Origin of the sequence: Streptomyces violaceus, assembly GCF_036014075.1 — a bacterium.
Taxonomy (GTDB): Bacteria; Actinomycetota; Actinomycetes; order Streptomycetales; family Streptomycetaceae; genus Streptomyces; species Streptomyces violaceus.
The window spans coordinates 6,397,629-6,416,078 of record NZ_CP107911.1 but is presented as its reverse complement, the minus strand read 5'-3'; the positions used below and the strand labels follow the sequence as shown (position 1 = coordinate 6,416,078).

The 18,450-nt window shown below is 68.9% G+C and carries 13 protein-coding genes; 7 read left to right on the top strand and 6 right to left on the bottom strand.

From position 1 onward, the window contains the following. Positions 1 to 446: 446 nt before the first annotated feature. Entirely contained in the window at positions 447 to 1,754 is a 1,308-nt protein-coding gene (locus tag OG542_RS28895; RefSeq protein ID WP_328414565.1) for a hypothetical protein, read from the bottom strand. 41 nt (positions 1,755 to 1,795) lie between these two features. After that, positions 1,796 to 2,818, bottom strand: a complete 1,023-nt coding sequence (gntD, locus tag OG542_RS28890) for a guanitoxin biosynthesis L-enduracididine beta-hydroxylase GntD (protein ID WP_328414563.1) — start codon at positions 2,816 to 2,818, stop codon at positions 1,796 to 1,798. A 310-nt stretch (positions 2,819 to 3,128) separates the two neighbouring features. On the opposite strand from gntD, the gene OG542_RS28885 reads away from it, so the two are divergent. Both OG542_RS28885 and OG542_RS28880 read left to right on the top strand, forming a co-directional pair. Beyond that, positions 3,129 to 4,364: an ATP-grasp domain-containing protein gene (locus tag OG542_RS28885; protein WP_328414561.1), complete on the top strand. Its 1,236-nt coding sequence runs from the start codon at positions 3,129 to 3,131 to the stop codon at positions 4,362 to 4,364. Then, entirely contained in the window at positions 4,361 to 5,653 is a 1,293-nt protein-coding gene (locus tag OG542_RS28880; RefSeq protein ID WP_328414559.1) for an MFS transporter, read from the top strand. The genes OG542_RS28885 and OG542_RS28880 overlap by 4 nt, the downstream gene beginning before the upstream one ends. A gap of 74 nt (positions 5,654 to 5,727) precedes the next feature. On the opposite strand, the gene OG542_RS28875 is transcribed toward OG542_RS28880, so the two are convergent. Genes OG542_RS28875 through OG542_RS28865 form a run of 3 tightly spaced genes read right to left on the bottom strand, consistent with a single transcriptional unit; the run spans position 5,728 to position 10,350 of the window. Continuing rightward, on the bottom strand, positions 5,728 to 9,120 hold the full coding sequence (locus OG542_RS28875) for a molybdopterin cofactor-binding domain-containing protein (RefSeq protein WP_328414557.1): 3,393 nt from the start codon (positions 9,118 to 9,120) through the stop codon (positions 5,728 to 5,730). A gap of 10 nt (positions 9,121 to 9,130) precedes the next feature. Then, on the bottom strand, positions 9,131 to 9,622 hold the full coding sequence (locus OG542_RS28870; RefSeq protein WP_311125380.1) for a (2Fe-2S)-binding protein: 492 nt from the start codon (positions 9,620 to 9,622) through the stop codon (positions 9,131 to 9,133). Next, a complete protein-coding gene (locus OG542_RS28865) occupies positions 9,619 to 10,350 on the bottom strand; it encodes an FAD binding domain-containing protein (RefSeq protein ID WP_328414554.1) in 732 nt (243 codons plus the stop codon). Before OG542_RS28865 ends, OG542_RS28870 begins: the two co-directional genes overlap by 4 nt. Before the next feature lie 358 nt (positions 10,351 to 10,708). Here OG542_RS28865 and blsE point away from each other — a divergent pair, with 358 nt between their 5' ends. From blsE to OG542_RS28840, 5 genes are all read left to right on the top strand, one after another. Next, the gene (blsE, locus tag OG542_RS28860) at positions 10,709 to 11,716 is read left to right on the top strand and encodes a cytosylglucuronate decarboxylase (protein WP_328414552.1); all 1,008 of its coding nucleotides are present in this window, start codon (positions 10,709 to 10,711) and stop codon (positions 11,714 to 11,716) included. Between the two features lie 35 nt (positions 11,717 to 11,751). Further along, a complete protein-coding gene (gene blsF / locus OG542_RS28855; protein WP_328414550.1) occupies positions 11,752 to 12,681 on the top strand; it encodes a CGA synthase-related protein in 930 nt (309 codons plus the stop codon). Positions 12,682 to 12,740: 59 nt separating this feature from the next. After that, on the top strand, positions 12,741 to 13,925 hold the full coding sequence (locus tag OG542_RS28850) for a DegT/DnrJ/EryC1/StrS family aminotransferase (protein ID WP_311125384.1): 1,185 nt from the start codon (positions 12,741 to 12,743) through the stop codon (positions 13,923 to 13,925). A 93-nt stretch (positions 13,926 to 14,018) separates the two neighbouring features. After that, positions 14,019 to 15,875: a hypothetical protein gene (locus tag OG542_RS28845; protein ID WP_328414547.1), complete on the top strand. Its 1,857-nt coding sequence runs from the start codon at positions 14,019 to 14,021 to the stop codon at positions 15,873 to 15,875. A gap of 10 nt (positions 15,876 to 15,885) precedes the next feature. Then, complete coding sequence (locus OG542_RS28840) at positions 15,886 to 16,461, top strand: LOG family protein (RefSeq protein ID WP_328414545.1); 576 nt, start codon at positions 15,886 to 15,888, stop codon at positions 16,459 to 16,461. Between the two features lie 102 nt (positions 16,462 to 16,563). On the opposite strand, the gene OG542_RS28835 is transcribed toward OG542_RS28840, so the two are convergent. Beyond that, on the bottom strand, positions 16,564 to 18,183 hold the full coding sequence (locus OG542_RS28835) for an ABC-F family ATP-binding cassette domain-containing protein (RefSeq protein ID WP_328414543.1): 1,620 nt from the start codon (positions 18,181 to 18,183) through the stop codon (positions 16,564 to 16,566). Positions 18,184 to 18,450 lie beyond the last annotated feature (267 nt).

Sequence of the window (18,450 nt, the reverse complement as noted above, 5' to 3'; positions counted from 1 at the left end):
GGCACGCCAGATCTCGAACGCGGTCTGACGCTCGGAGGCTTGGGATTCAGAAGCGCATCCCCTGGCCCGGAAGATACTCCTAAAAATGGCCACAAATACGCCATAAATTCAGTAGCGGAATCTGTCCATTACAAGACGGTCCATTACGCTAGGCCGGCACCCAATGCCCTACGGCATGCCTGTCCTTCCACGCGTAGATCGACTGACGCGCCCTGTCCCACCCGGCGACCTCGACCACCAGTTCCGCTGGTCGACCAGCCGGTCCTAGCCGCCGGCCATCCCCGCCCCTCGCCACGATCGCAGAGCCGAGGAGACCCCACAGGCGGGACTGTCCCGAGAACGCCACGCCAAGGAAGTCCTGAGTCGTCACACGACAGTTCTTGTCAGTAGCCGCAGGGGCCGAACACGAACCGCAGGGCCAAGAAGCCAGTTGTGTCGCCCCGTGCCTAGTGGGCACGGGCTTCGGGTTGCACTCGTGTCAGAGGTGCCTCAGAGGTGACGACCCGGCCTGTCGGAGTCACGTCAACGACCTCGGCCCACAGAAAGGCGTCGGCGGGGAGCGGCGGATTCTGGTGCGCGGTTCGCTCGCGCACCCGTTCCAGGAACTCGCCGAGCCCCTGTCCCTCGGATTCGGCCGCCGCGTACTCGCGGGACAGGCCCGTGGTGGGGCAGTGTGCGTACTTGGGTGTGTCGTAGCGAACGCTGCCGTCGGCCGAGCGCAGCGTGACCACCGAGATCGGCCGGTAGGCCGCGGCGAACATCGGCAGGTTGGAGAACGGATAGATCCGGTCGTCGAAGGCCAGCGACAGCACGACGCACACGGCGAAGACCGCCCAGGGCAACGGGGCCAGGCTCAGGCTGGTAAGACTGTCGGCGAGGTACGGGACCGGTAGCAGGGCCACCGCCGCGATCATCGCGTTCTCGCGGAAGTCGACCGCGAGCAACCACAGTGTGCTGAGGTGGAACAGCACCAGGCAGGCGCACAGGACCAGGCGTGGCCCGGACCCCAGGAGGATGAGCGGGGTGCTGAACTCCATCAGGAGCGCGATCCACAGCAGCAGCACGCCCCACTTGGGGTTGCGCACGAGGAACCAGGGCAGCCCCTTCTCCTCGACGGACTTGCCGTCGCCGGCCCGGTAGCGGGCGAACAGTGTGATGTAGAACGGGAAGAGCCTGCGGTCGGGCCACCGCAGGCCTCGCTTGCGGACCTTGGACACCGCGGAGACGAAGTAGTGCGCCGCGATGGCTCCCCACATGCCCTGCGCGATCCGCAGGGTGACGATGCGGGGCTCCATTGCGTGGCCCTCGAGCAGCGCCACGACGCCGCAGGCGGCTGCCGAGAGCAACGCCATGCCCAGCAGGTGCAGATGGTGGTGCACCTTGAATTTCTTGGTGCCGTCGTCCTCTTCGGTGACGTACCCTGCGAACTCCTGCGAGAGGTAGACCACCGCGAGGACGGTGAACACGGCCGTGATCACCACCAGTGCGGCCACCGTGAACAGGTCCGCGGTGAACAGCGCGGCGGCGACCACGAGTACGGAGGCCAGCGCGGCCCGTGCTCCCGGAGTGACAATCCGCCGACCGAAGCGAAACCCGAATGTGCCTTCGCGCCAGCTCAGTTGCGGGTTGAGCTCCTTGACCGGTTCAAAGGCGGCCAGCAGGACGACCAGGGCGAGCAGCCCGCGGAAGGTCGCCGAGGCGGTCGCACCGGGGGCGCTCCAGTCGTCGTGCCAAGCGGTCCAGTCGGGCAGCACTGTGGGGCCTCACAAAGACGTCGGGATGGGGCGGCCGGGGGTCAGGCCAGGACGCGGTCGGTGACCGAGCGGCGCATGTCGCGCGAGCGGCGCAAGTCTCTCGTCGAGACTGACTTCTTGAGCCAGCGGTCGGTGCCGTCGTAGCGCGAGACAAAGGATCTGCGGCCGTGCACGGCCCGGTAGTTGTCGATGAACAGGGTGGCACCCGCGGTCACCACGATGTCCTGCTGGACTCGTTCCAACTCGGCGACCAGCCGCTTCAGGGCCTGTTCGGCCTCGTCGTCCCCGCTGACGCACGACATGAAGTACGGGTCGATCCGCAGGTACGGATCGTCCTCTGCGCCGAACAGGACGGCCACCGGCTCCGGTTCGTCCCGCATGGTGCGCAGTCGGCGCAGCGCGGCCGAGTCGGGGTCGGTCTGTTCCAATTGCCGCAGGTGCTCCTCGTCGGGAAGGATCAGGAAGCGCTTGCCGAACAGGACGGCGCGGTCCGCCTCGGAGATTTCCACGTGCGTGACGCACGCGAAGGTGGTGGGCACCTTGTCGTGGTTGCGCACGCCGAACAGGCCCAAATAGTCGCAGCGGTACGGGTGGAACCCGTCTTCGGTGTGCCACTCCAGGAGCACGTCGCTGCCGTGGCCGCTCTGCTGGCTCTCTTCGCCCGGGACGGGGAGCACGTTGTGCAGCAGCCGACCGGCCTGGAGTGTGGACCAGCCGAAGACATCGCCCAGGCAGGCGGTCAGCAGGGCGAGGTAGCACTCCTCGCGGCGAGTGGAGTCGCCGGCCGCGGCGTCGCGCCAGTGCAGGGGGGTGGGTCCGACCGCGACATCGGACACGGGGAAGCCGTCCACGATGCAGGCTGCGGCCGGCTCGTTGCGCCGGAAGTTCTGCAAGAATTGACGGAGCCCGTCAGGGAGACAGTTAATGTGGCGCCAGATATTGTCATTGAATTCGGGTGACGCTGGGGCGGAACCGTCGCTGATCAAGTCCGCAACGAGCTCTTCTATCTGCGTGACCTCAGCGCTTGAAAGGTCGTAGTTTATAACGGCAGCATGCTGCGGCACTTTCGATCCCCCCAGAAATCTTGAACCTGACTTCTTCGTCGGTTGCGGCGCGCCCGCCGTCCCGCGGAAGCGGCGGGAAGCGATGTCAAGATACGTCCACAAAGCCCTCTCGGCAAGGGTTGACTTATCGCTCCGGATGGGGTCGTACCTCGTGCGCGTGGAGGGCTGTACCGCCGGATGTCCAAGTCGTCCCAGAATTCCACCACATCGGGCGCGTGGATTGGAGGGTGACAATCTCCGGTAGGGTCGGGCAGAATGTGCTGATGCTCGCCAGGACTGCTGACGGATGGCGAGTGAGAAGGAGGGGGTAATGGGCGAACTAGCCATCGGAAGACCGGGTCTGCTGCTCGTGGACGACCGCCCGGGGAGCTTTACCGACTACGTCATCTCGCGCACCGATGTGGATGTCTTCCTGCTGCGTTTCGAGCCGTGGGCAGACGCCCTGCCGAAGGATTATCTCGATGGCACGAAACATCTGCCGACTTTCGTCGTGCGGGCGGATGTTCCGCTGGAGGAGGAAGCCGCTCGCTATCGCTCATGGGTCGTAACTCAAGAGCGCCCTCCGGGTTACTTCTGCAATCCTCATGAACCGCTCCAGGAGGTCTCCCAGCGGTTTGCCGGCCTGGTCGGGCTGCCGCACCTTGACGACCTGCAGGTCGGATGGGTCCGGAGGAAGCCGCAGATGAAGGCACGTTTCCAGGAGCTCGGGATCCCCTGTGCGCAGTACCGGGAGGTCGCCACACTCGAGCAGATCGAGGCGTTCGGGGAGGAGTACGGCTGGCCGCTCATCGTGAAGCCGGTCGATTCCTTCGCGTCCATCGACACCTACAAGCTGGAAACGCCGGAGGAGTTGTCGCAGTTGCCCGATCTGGGGCGACGGGAATGGATGGTCGAGGAGTTCCTGACCGGCAAGGAATACCAGCTCTGTGCCGTGGTCGCCGGTGGCGTGGTGCTCGATGCATGGCCTTCGTGGACGCCTGCCGCATTGCTGGAGACCGTGGCCGGCGCCATGAATGCGAATGTGACGATAGCGGAGCCGACCGAACTTCCGGTGGATGTCAAGAGAATCACCCAGAAGTTGGTCGATGGCATGCGTATCGATCACGGCTATCTACACATGGAGTTTTTCCTCTCCATGGACGGCTCTTTCCACATGAGTGAAATAGGAGCCCGTCTGGCGGGTTGCGAGATTCCGACCAATCACGGATTGTCGCACGGCTTCGACATTTTCTCTGTCACACTTGACACTTATCTGGGGCGCTCGCCGGAACTTCCTTACACGCAGAAGCGCTGTGTGGGTGACCTGCTGCTCCCCATCTCGGCAGGACGTATTACCCGTATGACGGGACTGGACGAACTGAAACGCATGCCCGGTGTCCTCGGCGGAAAGCTCAGGTTCGCCGTCGGTGATGTTGTCGATCCACGCCGTGCATCCAATGCGTCATCAGGGTATGTGCATGTGGAGGGTGAAACCGTCGAGGAGACCGCGAGCCGCATGGAGAACGTGCTCGGCGAATTCGAATTCGAGGTAGAGAAAGCCCCATGAGCGACACAGAAAAAGGGCAGAAGTCGGCCGGGTTCGCGGCGTTCTTCCGCAACCCTGACGTCCGCGCCCCGGTCGTGTGGAGTGCGCTGGGCCGCATGCCGCTGTACCTCGTCAGTCTCGGCCTGGTGCTCTACGTGGCCGACCGCACCGGCAGCTACGCCACGGCCGGTCTGGTCCTCGCCGCCTATACCGTCGGTGGCGCCGCGTTCGGCCCGTTCATCGCGCGCGAGGTCGACCGGCGCGGTCAGCGCATCGTCCTGCCCATCACCGGTGTGCTGTTCCCCGTGCTGCTCGTCGGCCTGGTGTACAGCCTGCCCGACCGCATCGGCGTGACGCTGGTGTGGGCGCTGCTCGCGGGCGGCGCCATCCCGCCGGTCAGCGGCGCGATCCGGGCGCTGTGGGGGACATGGCTGACCAAGGAGTCCGAGCGCCAGGCGGCGTACGCCATGGAGGCGGTGCTCGCCGAGGTGTTCGTCATCACCGGCCCGCTGCTGCTGAGCCTGCTGATCGCCTACTTCTCCGCGGGCACCGCCATCCTGGTCGGCGCCGTGATCGCCTGCCTCGGTGCGGTCGGCCTCTCGTTCACCAAGGCCGGAAGGGAGTTGGCCGTCACTGGTGACGTCAAACGCGACTGGGCGGGACCGCTGCGATCGCGCAGTCTTGTTCTGCTCTTCGTGGTCCTCGCCGGCTGTACGTTCGCCCTCGGCATGTTCAACCTGGCCGTTCCGGCGGCTGCCGAGGACTACGGCTCCGCGAACGCCGCCGGTGTGCTGTACGCCTGCTCCGGCATCGGCAGCGCGCTCGGCGGGGTCTGGTACGGGCGGCGCAAGTTCACCGCTCCCGTCGAGCACCAGCTCACCTGGGGTCTGCTCGCCTTCGCGGTGGGCCTCGGGATCGCCGCTCTGGCGTGGGACAACTGGAGCCTGGGCGTGGCCCTGGCGGTCGGCGGTGTTTCCATCGCGCCGCTGAGTGCCATGGAGTTCATGCTGGTCGGCCGGCTGGCGCCGAAGCGGACTCTGGCCGAGGCCTTCACCTGGGTGATGACTGCCAACGCCATCGGCATGGCGGCCGGCAGCCAGGTGGCCGGACTCATGGCCGAGCCTCTGGGCACCTCGGCGATATTCGGCACGGCAGCGGTGGCTGCCCTGGCCGTGACCGTCTTCGGGCACCTGGTCCGCGATCGTTTCGTGGAACCGCCCGCCGCCGAAGAGGATGAGGCCGCTGCCGAAGCGGAGGAGTCCGGCACCGAGGCGGAAGAGGCCGCCGAGGCGAAGGACGACCGGACCTAGCCATACGGTGGCACCCCGGGCAGGGGCCGGTACCTGGGCACCGGCCCCTGCTCGGGCGTCGCGACGGGTGGGCTTCATGGGGTGCGGCTGCTCCGGGTGGCGTCCACCTGAGCCCGGATGGTGTCGGCCACCTCGGTGGCGCCCTCGGCCCCGAGCAGGTCGAGCAGGAGCGGCTCGGGGGCGCCCAACTGGGCGGCGCGCACCGCGTTGTGGGCCTCTGTGCTCAGGAGCGGGTGCAGGGACAAGTCGTCGGCGGCGGCGCGGATCCGCTCGTACATGTACCGGACCGTGGCCTCCTCGCCCTGGGCGCGCAGGTCCTGGAAGCGGGGCCAGTCGATGACGCCCTGGGCCCAGTTCATGTGGCACGAGCGGGGCTGACCGGTCCAGAACGTACGGGCGTTGAGAACCTGGCTGACGTTCTGCGGCGGCAGCGTCACCACGCGTGTGCCGTGTGCGAGCAGCTGGAGGAGGGTCGTCAGCCCGGGCGAGGTGATCGCGAGTCCGCTGCCCGCGACCAGTCGGTCGAACTCGTCGGCGGTGCGGATGCCCACCGAGGTGAGACGGTCGGTGCTGATCCCGAGGGTCTTGAGCCCTTCCCAACTGACGTTGCCGCACAGGTGGATCTCGGCGGTGTCCGACTGCTCGGTCAGCGCCTCAAGCAACGGTGGCAGAACGGCCCGCAGATAGCTGTGGCCGAGGTTGCTGCCGAACGGCGACTCCAGGCCGCCCACATTGATGACGACCCGGTCCGGGTCCCGTTCCACCGTGCGTGACCTGCTCGGCAGGATCGCTCCCACCCAATGGATGGGTTGGACCCGGCGCAGGGGTTCCCCGGCGGCGACAGGCAGTTCGAGGGTCTGTTGCGCGCAGTACGCGGCGGCCTTCGCGGGCATCGGATCCGCCGCCGTCCACAGGAACGGCAGGCTGTCCATGAACACCACGGGGATCCCCAGAGAGGCCAGCCGGTCGGCGCCTTCGGGATCGTTGGCGACCAGCGCCACATCGATGTCGTGGCGCGCCAGGATCTCTGCCGCGTCGGGCCCGCCCAGATCCTTCACTCCGGGGTACGAGCCTTCGAGGGCGCCCTCCCGGACGATCTCGTGGCCCAGGCTCTCTCCGAGCAGTACCGCCCGCGCCTCGGGCAGCCGGTCGAGCACATGGCAGATCTTGCCCATGCTGCCCCAGCCGAACGGGTTGCCGTGGACGACCAGACCGAACGGCTTGCGCCGCACTGTTTCCATACTCCCTGCACCTGTCTCTTCCGTACGGTCGGCCACCCGGGCCCCCGGCGAGGCGGTCGGGTCCTGTTCGCGCAGGGCGCGCCAGATCCTCTCCGGTGTGAACGGGGTCTGCCGCAGCCGTACACCCACCGCGTCGTACACGGCCGCCGAGACGGCCGCGGCGATTCCGATGAGCGGTGACTCGCCGACGCCCTTGGCTCCGAGTGGGCCTGACGGGTGGTGCGGTTCCTGTGGGAAGACGGCGTCGACCTCGACGGGCCAGGTCGCTGTAGGCACTCCGAGCCCGAACAGCGTCGTCTCGCACGGGGAACCGTCGGCGGCGAACGGGAGGGCTTCGGTGAGCGTGCTGCCCAGTCCCTGCACGACCCCGCCCACGACCTGTTCACGCGCCGCATCCGGCTGCATCAGCCGGCCAAGGTCGTGCACGGAGGTCACCTTGAGCACGCGGATCCGCCCGGTCGCGGTGTCCACCTCGATGTCGGCGACCTGGGCCCCGGCTACCAGCGCGTTGTCAGGTGCCCGGAAGGTGGCCTCGGCGCAGTAGCCCTCCCACTCGGCGGGCACGAACTTCATCGGGCCTGTCGCTTGCGGGAGTTGGTACATGAGCTCGCGGGCAGCGAGCGCGGCGGCGTTGGCGCTGAGGTAGGTTCCGCGTGAGGCGTAGATGCCGCGGTCCCGGCCGCGGGCATCAAGCTCCACGTCCACCAGGGCGAGGGGCACCCCGGTCTCCTCCGCCGCGACTCCCGCCAGCAGGGCGTGCAGGCCTTGGCCCACGTCCGGGCAGGCGGTTGTCACGACCAGGCGTCCACCGCGCACCGAACAGCGCGCGGTGGCCTCGTCGATGCCCGCGGCGCCGGTCACACCAGACACGTTGGCGAGCGACGCGACCCCGCGGCCACGCCGAAGCCGTGGGCTGTCGGTGCGCCGGTCCAGCGGTGGCAGCGCCCGGACCTCGGCCAGGCATCCGAGTACGTTGTAGGACGCGGCGGGCCAGCCGTGCACAGGGTCGAGTCCGCCCGGCCGCAGGGAGTTGCGTTCCCGCAGTGTGACGGGGTCGATCCCGAGGGCAGACGACATCTCGTCCAGCTGCGACTCGACGGCGAAGATCACCTGGGGGGCGCCGTAGCCCCTGTAGGCGCCTCCCGGCGTCCGGTTGAGGGTCACGCACTCGCCGGTGGCGCGCGCGTCGGCAACGGGGTACATGGACAGAGCCAGAGTCAGGCCGTTGGCCAGTACGGCGGGGCTGTGCAGGGAGTAGGGGCCGCCCTCGGAAACCGCGTGGATGCGCCGGGCGGTGATCCGTCCGGCCCGGTCGCAGCCGGTGACCACGCGCACCGCGAAGGGGTGGCGCAGCCGGAAGGCTCCGGTCATCTCCGCCCGGTCGGTCTCCACCACCACGGCCCGGCCGCCGACCGCGCGGCTGCAGAGTCCGGCCACGGCATCGACGAGGAACTCCTCCTTGCCTCCGAACGAGCCGCCGATGGCGACCGATTCGTAGTGGACGTCGTCGTCGGCAAGGCCCAGGAGGCGGGCGAGGATACCCCGGCTGAGGACCGGGCACTGGGTGTTGGACCACACCCGGCAGCGGCCGTCCGCAGTGAACTCGGCGGCAGCGGCCACCGGTTCGAGGAAGGCGTGGGCCGTGGCGTCGGAGTGGTACGTCGCGTCGAAGACATGCGCGCTGGCGGCCAGCGCCGCCTCGACCTGCTCCTCCGGTACGCCGAAGGCGAGTGCGGCCAGAAGATTGCCCTCCGCGGCGAAGTCCCGGTGGGCGGGGGGTGCGCCGCCGGCCCGGGCCTGATTGACCGTCAGAACGGCTGGCAGTTCTTCTTCGAGAACGGCTCCGGCCGCCGCTGCGGCGGCGCGGGCCTCGGTCCGGGTGCGCGCGACCACCGCACCGACCACGTCCCCGGCGAACCTGGCCTCGGCGGTGAACACCGCCATGTCCTCGCGCCCTCCGTGCGGGTTGGCGGTGTAGCGCACCCCGGGGTCGTCCTCGGGGCCGAGTACCGCGAGCACCCCGGGCATCAGGGCGAGCAGGTCGCGGTCCACCCGGACCGTGGAGTGCGGGCCACGGGCCCGCAGCAGTCGCGCGTACAGGACGTCGTCGGGCAGCCGGTCCAGGACGAACAGGGGCTCGCCCGCCGCCTTCCTGGCGGTCTCCCGGCTCCGGGGGTGTTCGCCGCTGTGGCTCGGGGACGCAGCGGCGGAGTCAGTCGCCGACATGATTGGTCGCTCATTTCTGCTGGGACACTGCCGCGGTACCTTTCCGCGTGATGGCCCTGACCAGGCCGGTGTAGCCACTGCAGCGACAGATGTGCGAGCTGAGCACGTCCCGTACCACTTCGGAGTCGCCCAGATCCTGTCCGTCGCGATGCGCCGCGACGCAACTGGCCAGAATCCCGGGGGTGCAGAAGCCGCACTGGACGGCCGAGTGTTCCGCCAGCGCGTCGACCAGCGGGGCACCCTCCGGGCAGTTGTGCAGTGTTCGTGCTGTGGAGATGCGGGTTCCCTCGGCCAGTCGGCCGACGGGCAGCAGACAGGACGGGGTGGCAACGCCGTCGACCAGCACCATGCAGGCGCCGCAGACCCCTTCCTCGCAGCCGACCTTCACCTCCGTGTGTCCCCGGTCGCGCAGCCACCAGGCCGTGCGCTCCCAGGGGGGCGCGGTGACCTCCACGCGCTCCCCGTCGACCTCAATGGACCGGGGCCGGACGGGCTCGGTCACGCCGCCTCCACAACGCTGAGTTCCTCTGCGAGTTCGGCGACGAGCACCGCCGCCATCTCCCTGCGGTACTGCGCCGACGCCCGGTGGTCCTCCAAGAAGAAACCGGCGGGCGGCAGTTGGTCCGCGTCGAGCAGTACGGGACGTGGAGTGGCCGCGCCCAGACACACGACGAGGCTCCCGTCCGCTCTGCGCAGCCCCGCCGCCGTGACCAGGGCGGGTGCCACGGTCTGATGCCCGGCGAGCCGTCGGAACGCGCTGTGGCCGGGCGCCCCGAGGTCCACGTGCAGCACGGCGAAAGCGTCCGTCAGGTCCCACAGGCCGAGCACCGGAAGCCAGCGGGGCTCCGGCGAGGCGGCGGTGACCACGTGGGCTCGCGCCCCGTGCACGGCGAGCGCCGGCACGAGGTCGCTGCGGTGCATCCGGGCACCGAGCACTCCGCCGACGGTGATGACCCGGCGTACGGCGGGTGTCGCGGTCGCGGCCAGCGCCGCGGCGACGGCGTTGTGGCCGTCGAGGCGGGTGCGCTGGAGCTCCGCGAGGCGGACCAGCGCGCCCACCCGGCCCGAATCGGATGCGACCGTGTGCAGGCCCAGGGCTCCGAGGTCCATGCCCAGCGCGGGCGGCTCGGCGGGCATCGCTGCCGACATGATCCCGGCGCCGCCCCCGATGACCCGCGCTCCCATAGCAAAGGCGGAGTGCAGTTCGCCAGGCGTTTTAGGTCTTACCACCCGATGTTCGTGCGGTATCAAATCGCCTCCACTGCCAAAACGGGTTCTGACATGGGGCGCGCAACGGCAGACGGCCGTCACTCAATTCGTCCGGCGCCTGTGTGCTATCCCCCCGTTGTCCCGCCTGATCTGGCCGGAACGCCGGCAACTCCAGGCAGGACCCGCTGCACGTTAGACGAAAGCCTGAACCGGTTCAAGACCTTGCCTCCCGTCGGGTCGAAGGGATAGCGTCGCTGGATCGACGGGGCCGTTCAGAGGTGTGTCAACCGACGGCCCCCGGGGGCGCTCAACGTTCATTGTTATTCGCGCCGGGGGATTCGCAGAGTACCAGTAGGGCGTCATTCGCCTGCCTTATTCCGTGGAGGGCAGCACTTTGTCTGGGCGTGACCGATATCTTTTTATCCGCATTCTCGAAGCCTGCAATGCGGACTGTTTCATGTGTGAATACGGGCTTTCTCGCGACCGCTTCCGCTACTCCGTCGAGAGTTTCGCCGAGATCCTCCCGGAGGCAAAGAGGGCGGGTATCGGCTACGTCCGTTTCACTGGTGGCGAGCCCCTCATGCACGCCGATGTGGTGCAACTCGTCCGGCTCGGCACCGAGCACGGAATGAAAATGTCGATCATCACCAACGGCATGCAACTCCCGCGAAAGATCGAGGAACTGCACGCGGCCGGGCTCGCCCAGGTCATCGTGAGTCTCGACGGCGCGTCCGCGGAAACCCACGATGTCTTCCGCCGCAGCCCCGGAATGTTCGAGAACGGTCTCCAAGGCCTGCGAATGGCCGCCGAGTTGGGCATTCTGCCCCGCGTGAACACCGTGGTCGGCCCGCACAACTACGCCGAGATGCCCCGCCTTCAGGCCACCCTCACCGAGGCCGGTGTGAAGCAGTGGGAACTCTCTGCCATCAAGCTCAACCGGCACATCGCCTATCCCGACCCCGACGACGTGCGCAAGGTCTGCGACCCGATCTACGAGGCCGACCCCGCAACTCACCTCATCCCGCTCGGGCGGCGCTTCTACGGCGACAACGCCGAGGAGCAGGAACGCTACTTCAACTCCTCCGTCACCCCGCGCGCCAGCGAGCCGCTGTGCCACCTCGTGGACGACGTGATCTATCTCGACGCCAAGAACAACCGTGCTTTCGGCTGCAGTTGCCTGCCGCACCGCTCCGAGGACGAGGTCATGGGCGGCGCCCCGGTCGTCCAGGAGGACGGAACGGTGTGGCTGGACAGCCCCCGGTTCCGCAAGCACCAGGACTACTTCCGTACCGAAGGTCCCACGGTCTGCACCGGCTGCTCGACCACCGCCGCCGGCTACAGCGATGACGTCGCCCGCCTCGGCAACGTGCCCGAGTGGCAGTTCTGAACCACGGCCCGCGCGCAGCGAGAAGTCGGAGAATCATGAGCACGCCACTGAACACACCGGGCTCGAACGGGGCGGCGTCCCCGTGGAAGGTCCTGGTCGTCGCCGGACGCAGCCTGGACGGGCAGACCGCGGCGCGCCGAGCAGCGGTCCACATCACCGAGATGGAGGTGGCCTCGGTCAACGCCGAGGGGCTCGAGCAGTTGCGGGCGGCCACCGAGGGCCACCAGGTGGGCGCCGCGCTCGTCTGCGACGAGGCGTGGGCAACAAACCAGCTGCGCGCCGCCGGCATCCCGGTCCTGCACGCCTACACCGAAGCCGTGGTTCCTCACGTCCCTCTCGTTGACGCCGACTTGAGGATGGCGCACCGACCGCAGTGGTACGAGGAGGAGGCCGGACTGCCGCGCGGCGTCATCCCGGTGGCGTCGTTCGCCCCGGCCCGCCGCGGCTGGACCGGAAAGGGCCGGGGGGCCCTCGTCGCCCTCGGTACCGGCACCGCTGACACCGACACGGTCCTGGCCTCGGCACGAGACACCCTGCTGCCCCTGCTGCCGTCTGTCGCGGAGGCCGCTGACGGCCCCGTCACCGTTCTCACGGACGGTCCGGTCGACGCCCTGGGCGAACTGCTCGGCGCGGTCGAGGGCACCACCGTGCTCGCGGCCACCGACGCGGGTCTGGACGAACTCCACTCCGCGTGCCGGGTGTTTCTCGCCACCCCCACCCTCGCAGCCCTCACCACCGCTCGTGCCCGCAACGCCCCCCTGACGCTGCTGCCCGCGCTGGACGACGCACAGCAGAACCTGCTCGAGCGGGTCATCAAGGCGGCGCCGGTGCCGGTGCTCGACGCACCGGACACCTGGGCGCCCGCCGCCGGCATCGAGTGGGCCGTGGCCGACTCCGACGACGACCTCAGCGGCGCCCAGCGTGTCGCCCGCAAGCTCCGCCAACTGGTCCTGGCCCCGGTCTGATCGCCTCGGCTCGTTCCGGTACCGCACTCGCTTCTTCGTACATAAGGAATGTGAACGTCGTGAGTAGTCTTGAGAAGCGGCTTGGGCTGCGCATGCTCCCCTTCGGCGCCAACTACCTCAACTGGGCCGACATGTCGGAGCTGCGCCAGGCCATCGACAACGGGATCCTCTTCCGCTACCAGACGGAGACCGAATCGGTCGCCGTCACCCTGGAGCGCACCGTCAGCGAGCGCCTCGGCGCCGCCCGCACGCTCGGCGTGCACAACTGCACCGAGGCGCTGCGCCTCGCCCTCATCTCCACCCGGCCGTCCGCCGGCGATCTCGTCTACATCCCGGCCGTCACCTTCGTCGCGGTGGCCGGCGCGGTCCTGTCCTGCGGCCTCATCCCCGTCCCCGTCGATGTGGACGAGCGCCTGATGCTCGACACGAGTCTGCTGCCCGCCGACGCCCAGCGCGTCATCGTCGCGCACATGGAGGGCTCGGTCGCCGATGTCCCCGAGCACGTCCCGTACGTCATCGAGGACACCGCGCAGGCCATGGGCGCCCGCTTGCCCGACGGCCGCCACGCGGGCACCGTCGGCTACGCGGGCACCTTCAGCTTCCACCACGCCAAGGTCCTCACCTCTGGCGAAGGGGGTCTGCTCACCACCAATGACGAGCAGGCGTACGAGGTCATGCGCTCCTACCACGACCACGGCTCCATCCGGATTCCCGGCCGCTATCCGATCTGGGGCGAAGACGCCTTCTACGGCGAGAACTTCGTGACCAGCGAGGGAATCGCCGCGATCCAGCTCCAGCAGTTCCGCCACCTCGACGAGATCCTCGCCGGTCTGGAGCGCCACTACCGGTACGCGGCCGAGGCGATCACCGAGCGGCCCGACATGGTGGTCCTGCCGCGCCGTGACGGCGAGACCCGGGTCAGCATCCGTGTCAGCTTCGATTCGCGGGAGCTTCGCGACCGCGCGCTGAAGGCCGTCACCGAGGCCGGGATATCCAGCTGGACCCTCGACAAGTACGACCTGCCCGCGCACCCCGTGCTGGCCGGTCGCCGCTCCCTGTACGGCGACAACTTCCCGTGGAACCTGGCAGGCGAGGACAGCCCTCGCTTCCTGAGCCGGGACAACTTCGCCGCCACCCGTGAGCGCATGGGCCGCATCTTGTGCCTTCCGCTCTCCCCGGAACTGGAGGTCCCCGAGCAGGAAGCCGCCGCGAAGGCGCTGGCCGAGGTGCTACGCCAGCTGTGACCCGCAGGATCGGCAGGGTGGTGGCAGGCGGATCGATCGCGCCCGGCACCGTCCTGCCGTCGCCCCACCCACTTTTCTAGGAGCAGCTCCACCATGTCCTCCGCGCCATCTGGCCCCCCGGTCTTCTCCGTTCACTCCGACGAGGCGGACTACCAAGCCGCCGTCGGCACGTTTCTCGGGGCCGGGACACCCACGGCCGTCCCGGTCTGGGTCAGCTCGCGTGCGGATCTGGCGGCCTCCGCCGAGCAGGCCTCCGCGCTCTACACGACGGTCGCCAGACCCACCCCGTACACCCGCGGTGTGCTGCTCGGCGCGGACGCCCTGCCCGCCGGGCTCGTCGAACTGATCCGACCGCTCGCTTCCGAGTGGCTGCCCGCCGACACGCTGGGCCCCGAACTCTTCGCCACCGACCCCGGGCCCCGCTCACTGCTGATCGTGGGCCTCTACGAACAGCTGACGCTGGAGCACGTCCGCGACACCGCGCTGGCCGCCCATGCTCACGCCGGCCTCAACCTCGCCCTGCTCACCGGCCGCGACGCCGCCTCGCTCGCCTGGTTCACGGCCAAGCAATACGCGGTCACCGCTCCCGGTGTTGCCGAGCTCGGCCTGTTCACCGCCACCGACCGGCCGGTCGCCATCGAGGGGGTGCGGGTCTTCGACGAACGCCGCCTGGAAGCCGAGGACATCCAGCCGCAGGTGCTCGACCCGCTGTGGCGCCGGGTGATGTTTCAGGGCCACGGCAAGGACGACTCCATCAACCTCGCCGAGTTCACGCTGTGCGGCCTGAGCGAGGCGGCCCCGCGCCACCCCGACCTGCTCGGGCCGCGCTGTGCCTACGGGCCCGACTGCTACAAGCCCAAGGACAAGCTGATCCCGCTGCACGAGGTCCGCGCCGCCGAGATCGTGCTCAGCTCGTGCAACAGCGCCCCGCTGGCCGACGCGGTCGTCTACGACCCCAAGTACCAGCTGATGCTGAACGCGATCGACGGCACTGCCAAGGACGTCGTCGCCGCCCTTACCGTGCACGACTCCGACCGCCCGGAGAACGACGCCTGGATGCGCGCCGTCCTCGCCGGCGCGCCCTCCACCCCGACCCTGAACGCCAGCATCGGCACTGCCCAGCCCTACCCGGCGTTCCTGCACTATGGTCTCGCCGATGACCCGGGGGCCGCACCCGAGCAGGTGCCCCAGCAGCCCGATCCGCTGCTGCTCACCACGTCCGCGCGTCTCACCGCCTACCTGGCGAGTGATCTGCTGCCGCACAACAACGTGCTGCGCCCCCGACTGGAGAAGCTCGCCCACAAGGTCGAGCAGTGGGTGGCGCGCCAGGAGCCCGTCGCCCGCGGCCCCGAGCGGATCATGAGCGACCTCACCGCCGACCTCCAGTCACTCGACCACACCATCGCCACTGCGCTCGCCAACGATCCGGAGAACGAACTCGCTGACTACCCGGGGTACTTCGGCGTCCGCAGTGTCCTCGACCCGGCGTCGGTGCGCACTGTCGAGTGCAACTGCGGCCGTCCCGCCCAGGAGTTCACCAAGAAGGCGCTCGTCCACACCGCACTCGACACGGTCACGGTGATCTGTCTGCGCTGCGGCGACGTGTCCTTCCAGGTGCCCGGCTCGCCCGAGGTCTGGATCGAGGCAGCCGACGAGGTCGCCGCAGGCGGCACCCTCGACGTGCGGGTCCGGGTGCGGGCCGGACGCAGGGCACCGGTCGGCATCAGCCTGTTCGTTCCCCGTTACCTGCGCTCGGACTGCACGATCGAGCCGGACCGGCAGAAGGTGAAGGCCGTCCCCGGCAAGGAGGTCGAGGCCTCCTTCAAGGTCACGGTCCACTCGGACACGCCCGCGCAGGCGTACTACATGACAGCGTTCGCGGTCCAGGACCTCGGCGTTTCCACCGGCCGCAGGCACTTCGGTGTCACCTCGGCCCCGTACGGAGACTGAGGAGCCTCGCATGCGACGCATCACCGTCTTCTGCGGGGCCTCCGACGGCACCCGCCCCGAATACGCCCGCGCGGCTTCCGAGTTGGGCCGACGCCTTGCCACGAGCGGTATCGGTGTGATCTACGGCGGCGCTTCCACCGGCCTCATGGGCACGCTGGCCGACGCGGTACTCGCCCACGGCGGCGAGGTCATCGGCGTCATCCCCCGCGACCTCGTCGCCCACGAGGTCGCGCATCCGGGTCTGACCCGTCAGTACGTCGTCGATTCCATGCACGAACGCAAGGCGCTCATGGCCAAACTGGGCGACGCCTTCGTCAGCCTGCCCGGCGGAATGGGCACCGCCGAGGAGTTCTTCGAGGTGGCCACGTGGGCCCAACTCGGCTTCCACGACAAGCCGTGTGCCCTGGTCAACACGGCCGGCTTCTACGAGCCGCTGCTCGCGTTCCTGCGCCACGCCGCCGTCGAGGGCTTCATCCACCGGCGCTATCTGGACAACATCTCGGTGGCCGGCGACGTGTCCGAAGTGGTCGAGCTTCTGCGTGCTCACCGGGCGCTCCCGCACCTGTTCGCTTCGGCCACCTCCTGATCCACCCGGGCCCCCTGTCGACGGGTGGTCCCTCCCGCTGGGAGGGACCACCCGTCGTGGTGTGTCGGTCAGCGCGCCCCACCACACGACGGCAACGGCCGGCTAGCGGACGCGTGCCACCCGCCGCTCGTCCCACACGGGCTCGGGCGTCTCGCGGACCACGCCGTCCGCGCCGAACACCAGGTACCGATCGAAGGACTTGGCGAACCAGCGGTCGTGGGTGACAGCGAGCACTGTGCCCTCGTACGCCGCCAGACCCTCCTGGAGGGCTTCCGCCGACTCCAGGTCGAGGTTATCGGTGGGCTCGTCGAGCAGCAGCATCGTGGTGCCTTCCAGCTCCAGGAGCAGGATCTGGAACCGGGCCTGCTGGCCGCCGGACAGCTTCTCGAAACGCTGGTCGCCCTGCCGTTCCAGCTCGTAGCGACGCAGCACGGACATCGCGCCGCCGCGGTCCCTCGCGTGCTCCGTCCACAGGATGTCAACCAGGGTGCGCCCCAGCAGCTCGGGGTGTGTGTGGGTCTGCGCGAAGTGCCCCGGCACCACGCGTGCGCCCAGCTTCCACAGACCGGTGTGGCCCACCTCCTGGCCCGCGAGCAGGCGTAGGAAGTGCGACTTGCCCGATCCATTGGAACCGAGGACCGCGACCCGCTCTCCGTAGAAGACCTCCAGCGAGAAGGGTTTCATCAGCCCTGAGAGCTCCAACCCCTCGCAGGTCAGGGCTCTTACGCCAGTGCGGCCACCGCGCAGCTTCATGGTGATCTCCTGCTTGCGCGGCGGCTCGGGCGGCGGGCCGGCCTCCTCGAACTTGCGCAGCCGCGTCTTGGCGGCGTGGTAGCGCGAGGCCATCTCGTCGCTGCGCGACGCGTACTGCTGCATGTCGAGGACCAGGCGCTTGAGTTGCGCGTGTTTCTCGTCCCAGCGCCGCCGGAGCTCCTCGAACCGCTCGAACCGCTCTGCACGCGCCGCGTGGTAGGTGGCGAAACTGCCGCCGTGCATCCACACGTCGGACCCGGCCGGGCTCGGCTCGATGCTGACGATCTTCTCCGCGACCCGGCTCAACAACTCGCGGTCGTGGGACACGAACAGGATGGTCTTACGGGTCTCCTTGAGTTGCTCCTCGAGCCATCGCTTGCCCGGTACGTCGAGGTAGTTGTCCGGCTCGTCGAGCAGCAGCACCTCGTCGGGACCGCGCAGCAGCGCCTCCAGTACCAGCCGCTTCTGCTCACCGCCCGACAGTGTCCGCACCTGGCGCCACTGGGCCTTCTCGTACGGAATGCCGAGGGCCTGCGCGGTGCAGATGTCCCAGAGCGCCTCAGCCTCGTACCCGTGCGCCTCCGCCCAGTCGCTGAGCGCCTGCGCATAGGACATCTGCGCGGCCTCATCGTCCCGCTCCATCATCGCCAACTCCGCGGCGTCCAGGGCCAGGGCGGCCTCGCGGATGCGCGGCTGGGCCACCGAAACCAGGAGGTCCCGTACGGTCCGCTCGTCGCGCACCGACCCGACGAACTGAGGCATGATGCCCAGGCCACCGCTCGTGGTCACCGACCCGCCGTGCGGCTGGATCTCCCCGCAGATCAGCCGGAGCAGGGTGGTCTTGCCCGCTCCGTTGGCGCCCACCAGGGCCACTACTGCCCCTTCGCCGACACGGAACGACACGTCGCCCAGCAGCAGCCTCCCATCCGGCAGGTAGTGCTCCACGTGCGCAACCTCAAGATGTCCCATGAGCTGCATTCTTTCCGTGGCGTTCCCAGACCTGCAAGGCATTACCGGGAGACATCTCAGGGTACTCGGGGTCCGGTGCGATCGCGGGACGGGGAGGGTGTTCGTGCTGGGCGCACGGAGACGTTTCGCCAAGTTCACCGGTGCGTCGGGGCCAAGGGCTGGCCCGGAGACGGGACCCACCCGACCGGCAGCGGGCGGGCGCCTGCGGTGTACCCTCCGAGCGCATCCAGCAGGGGCAGTTGATGGGCCTGAGGCCGCCGCGATCGC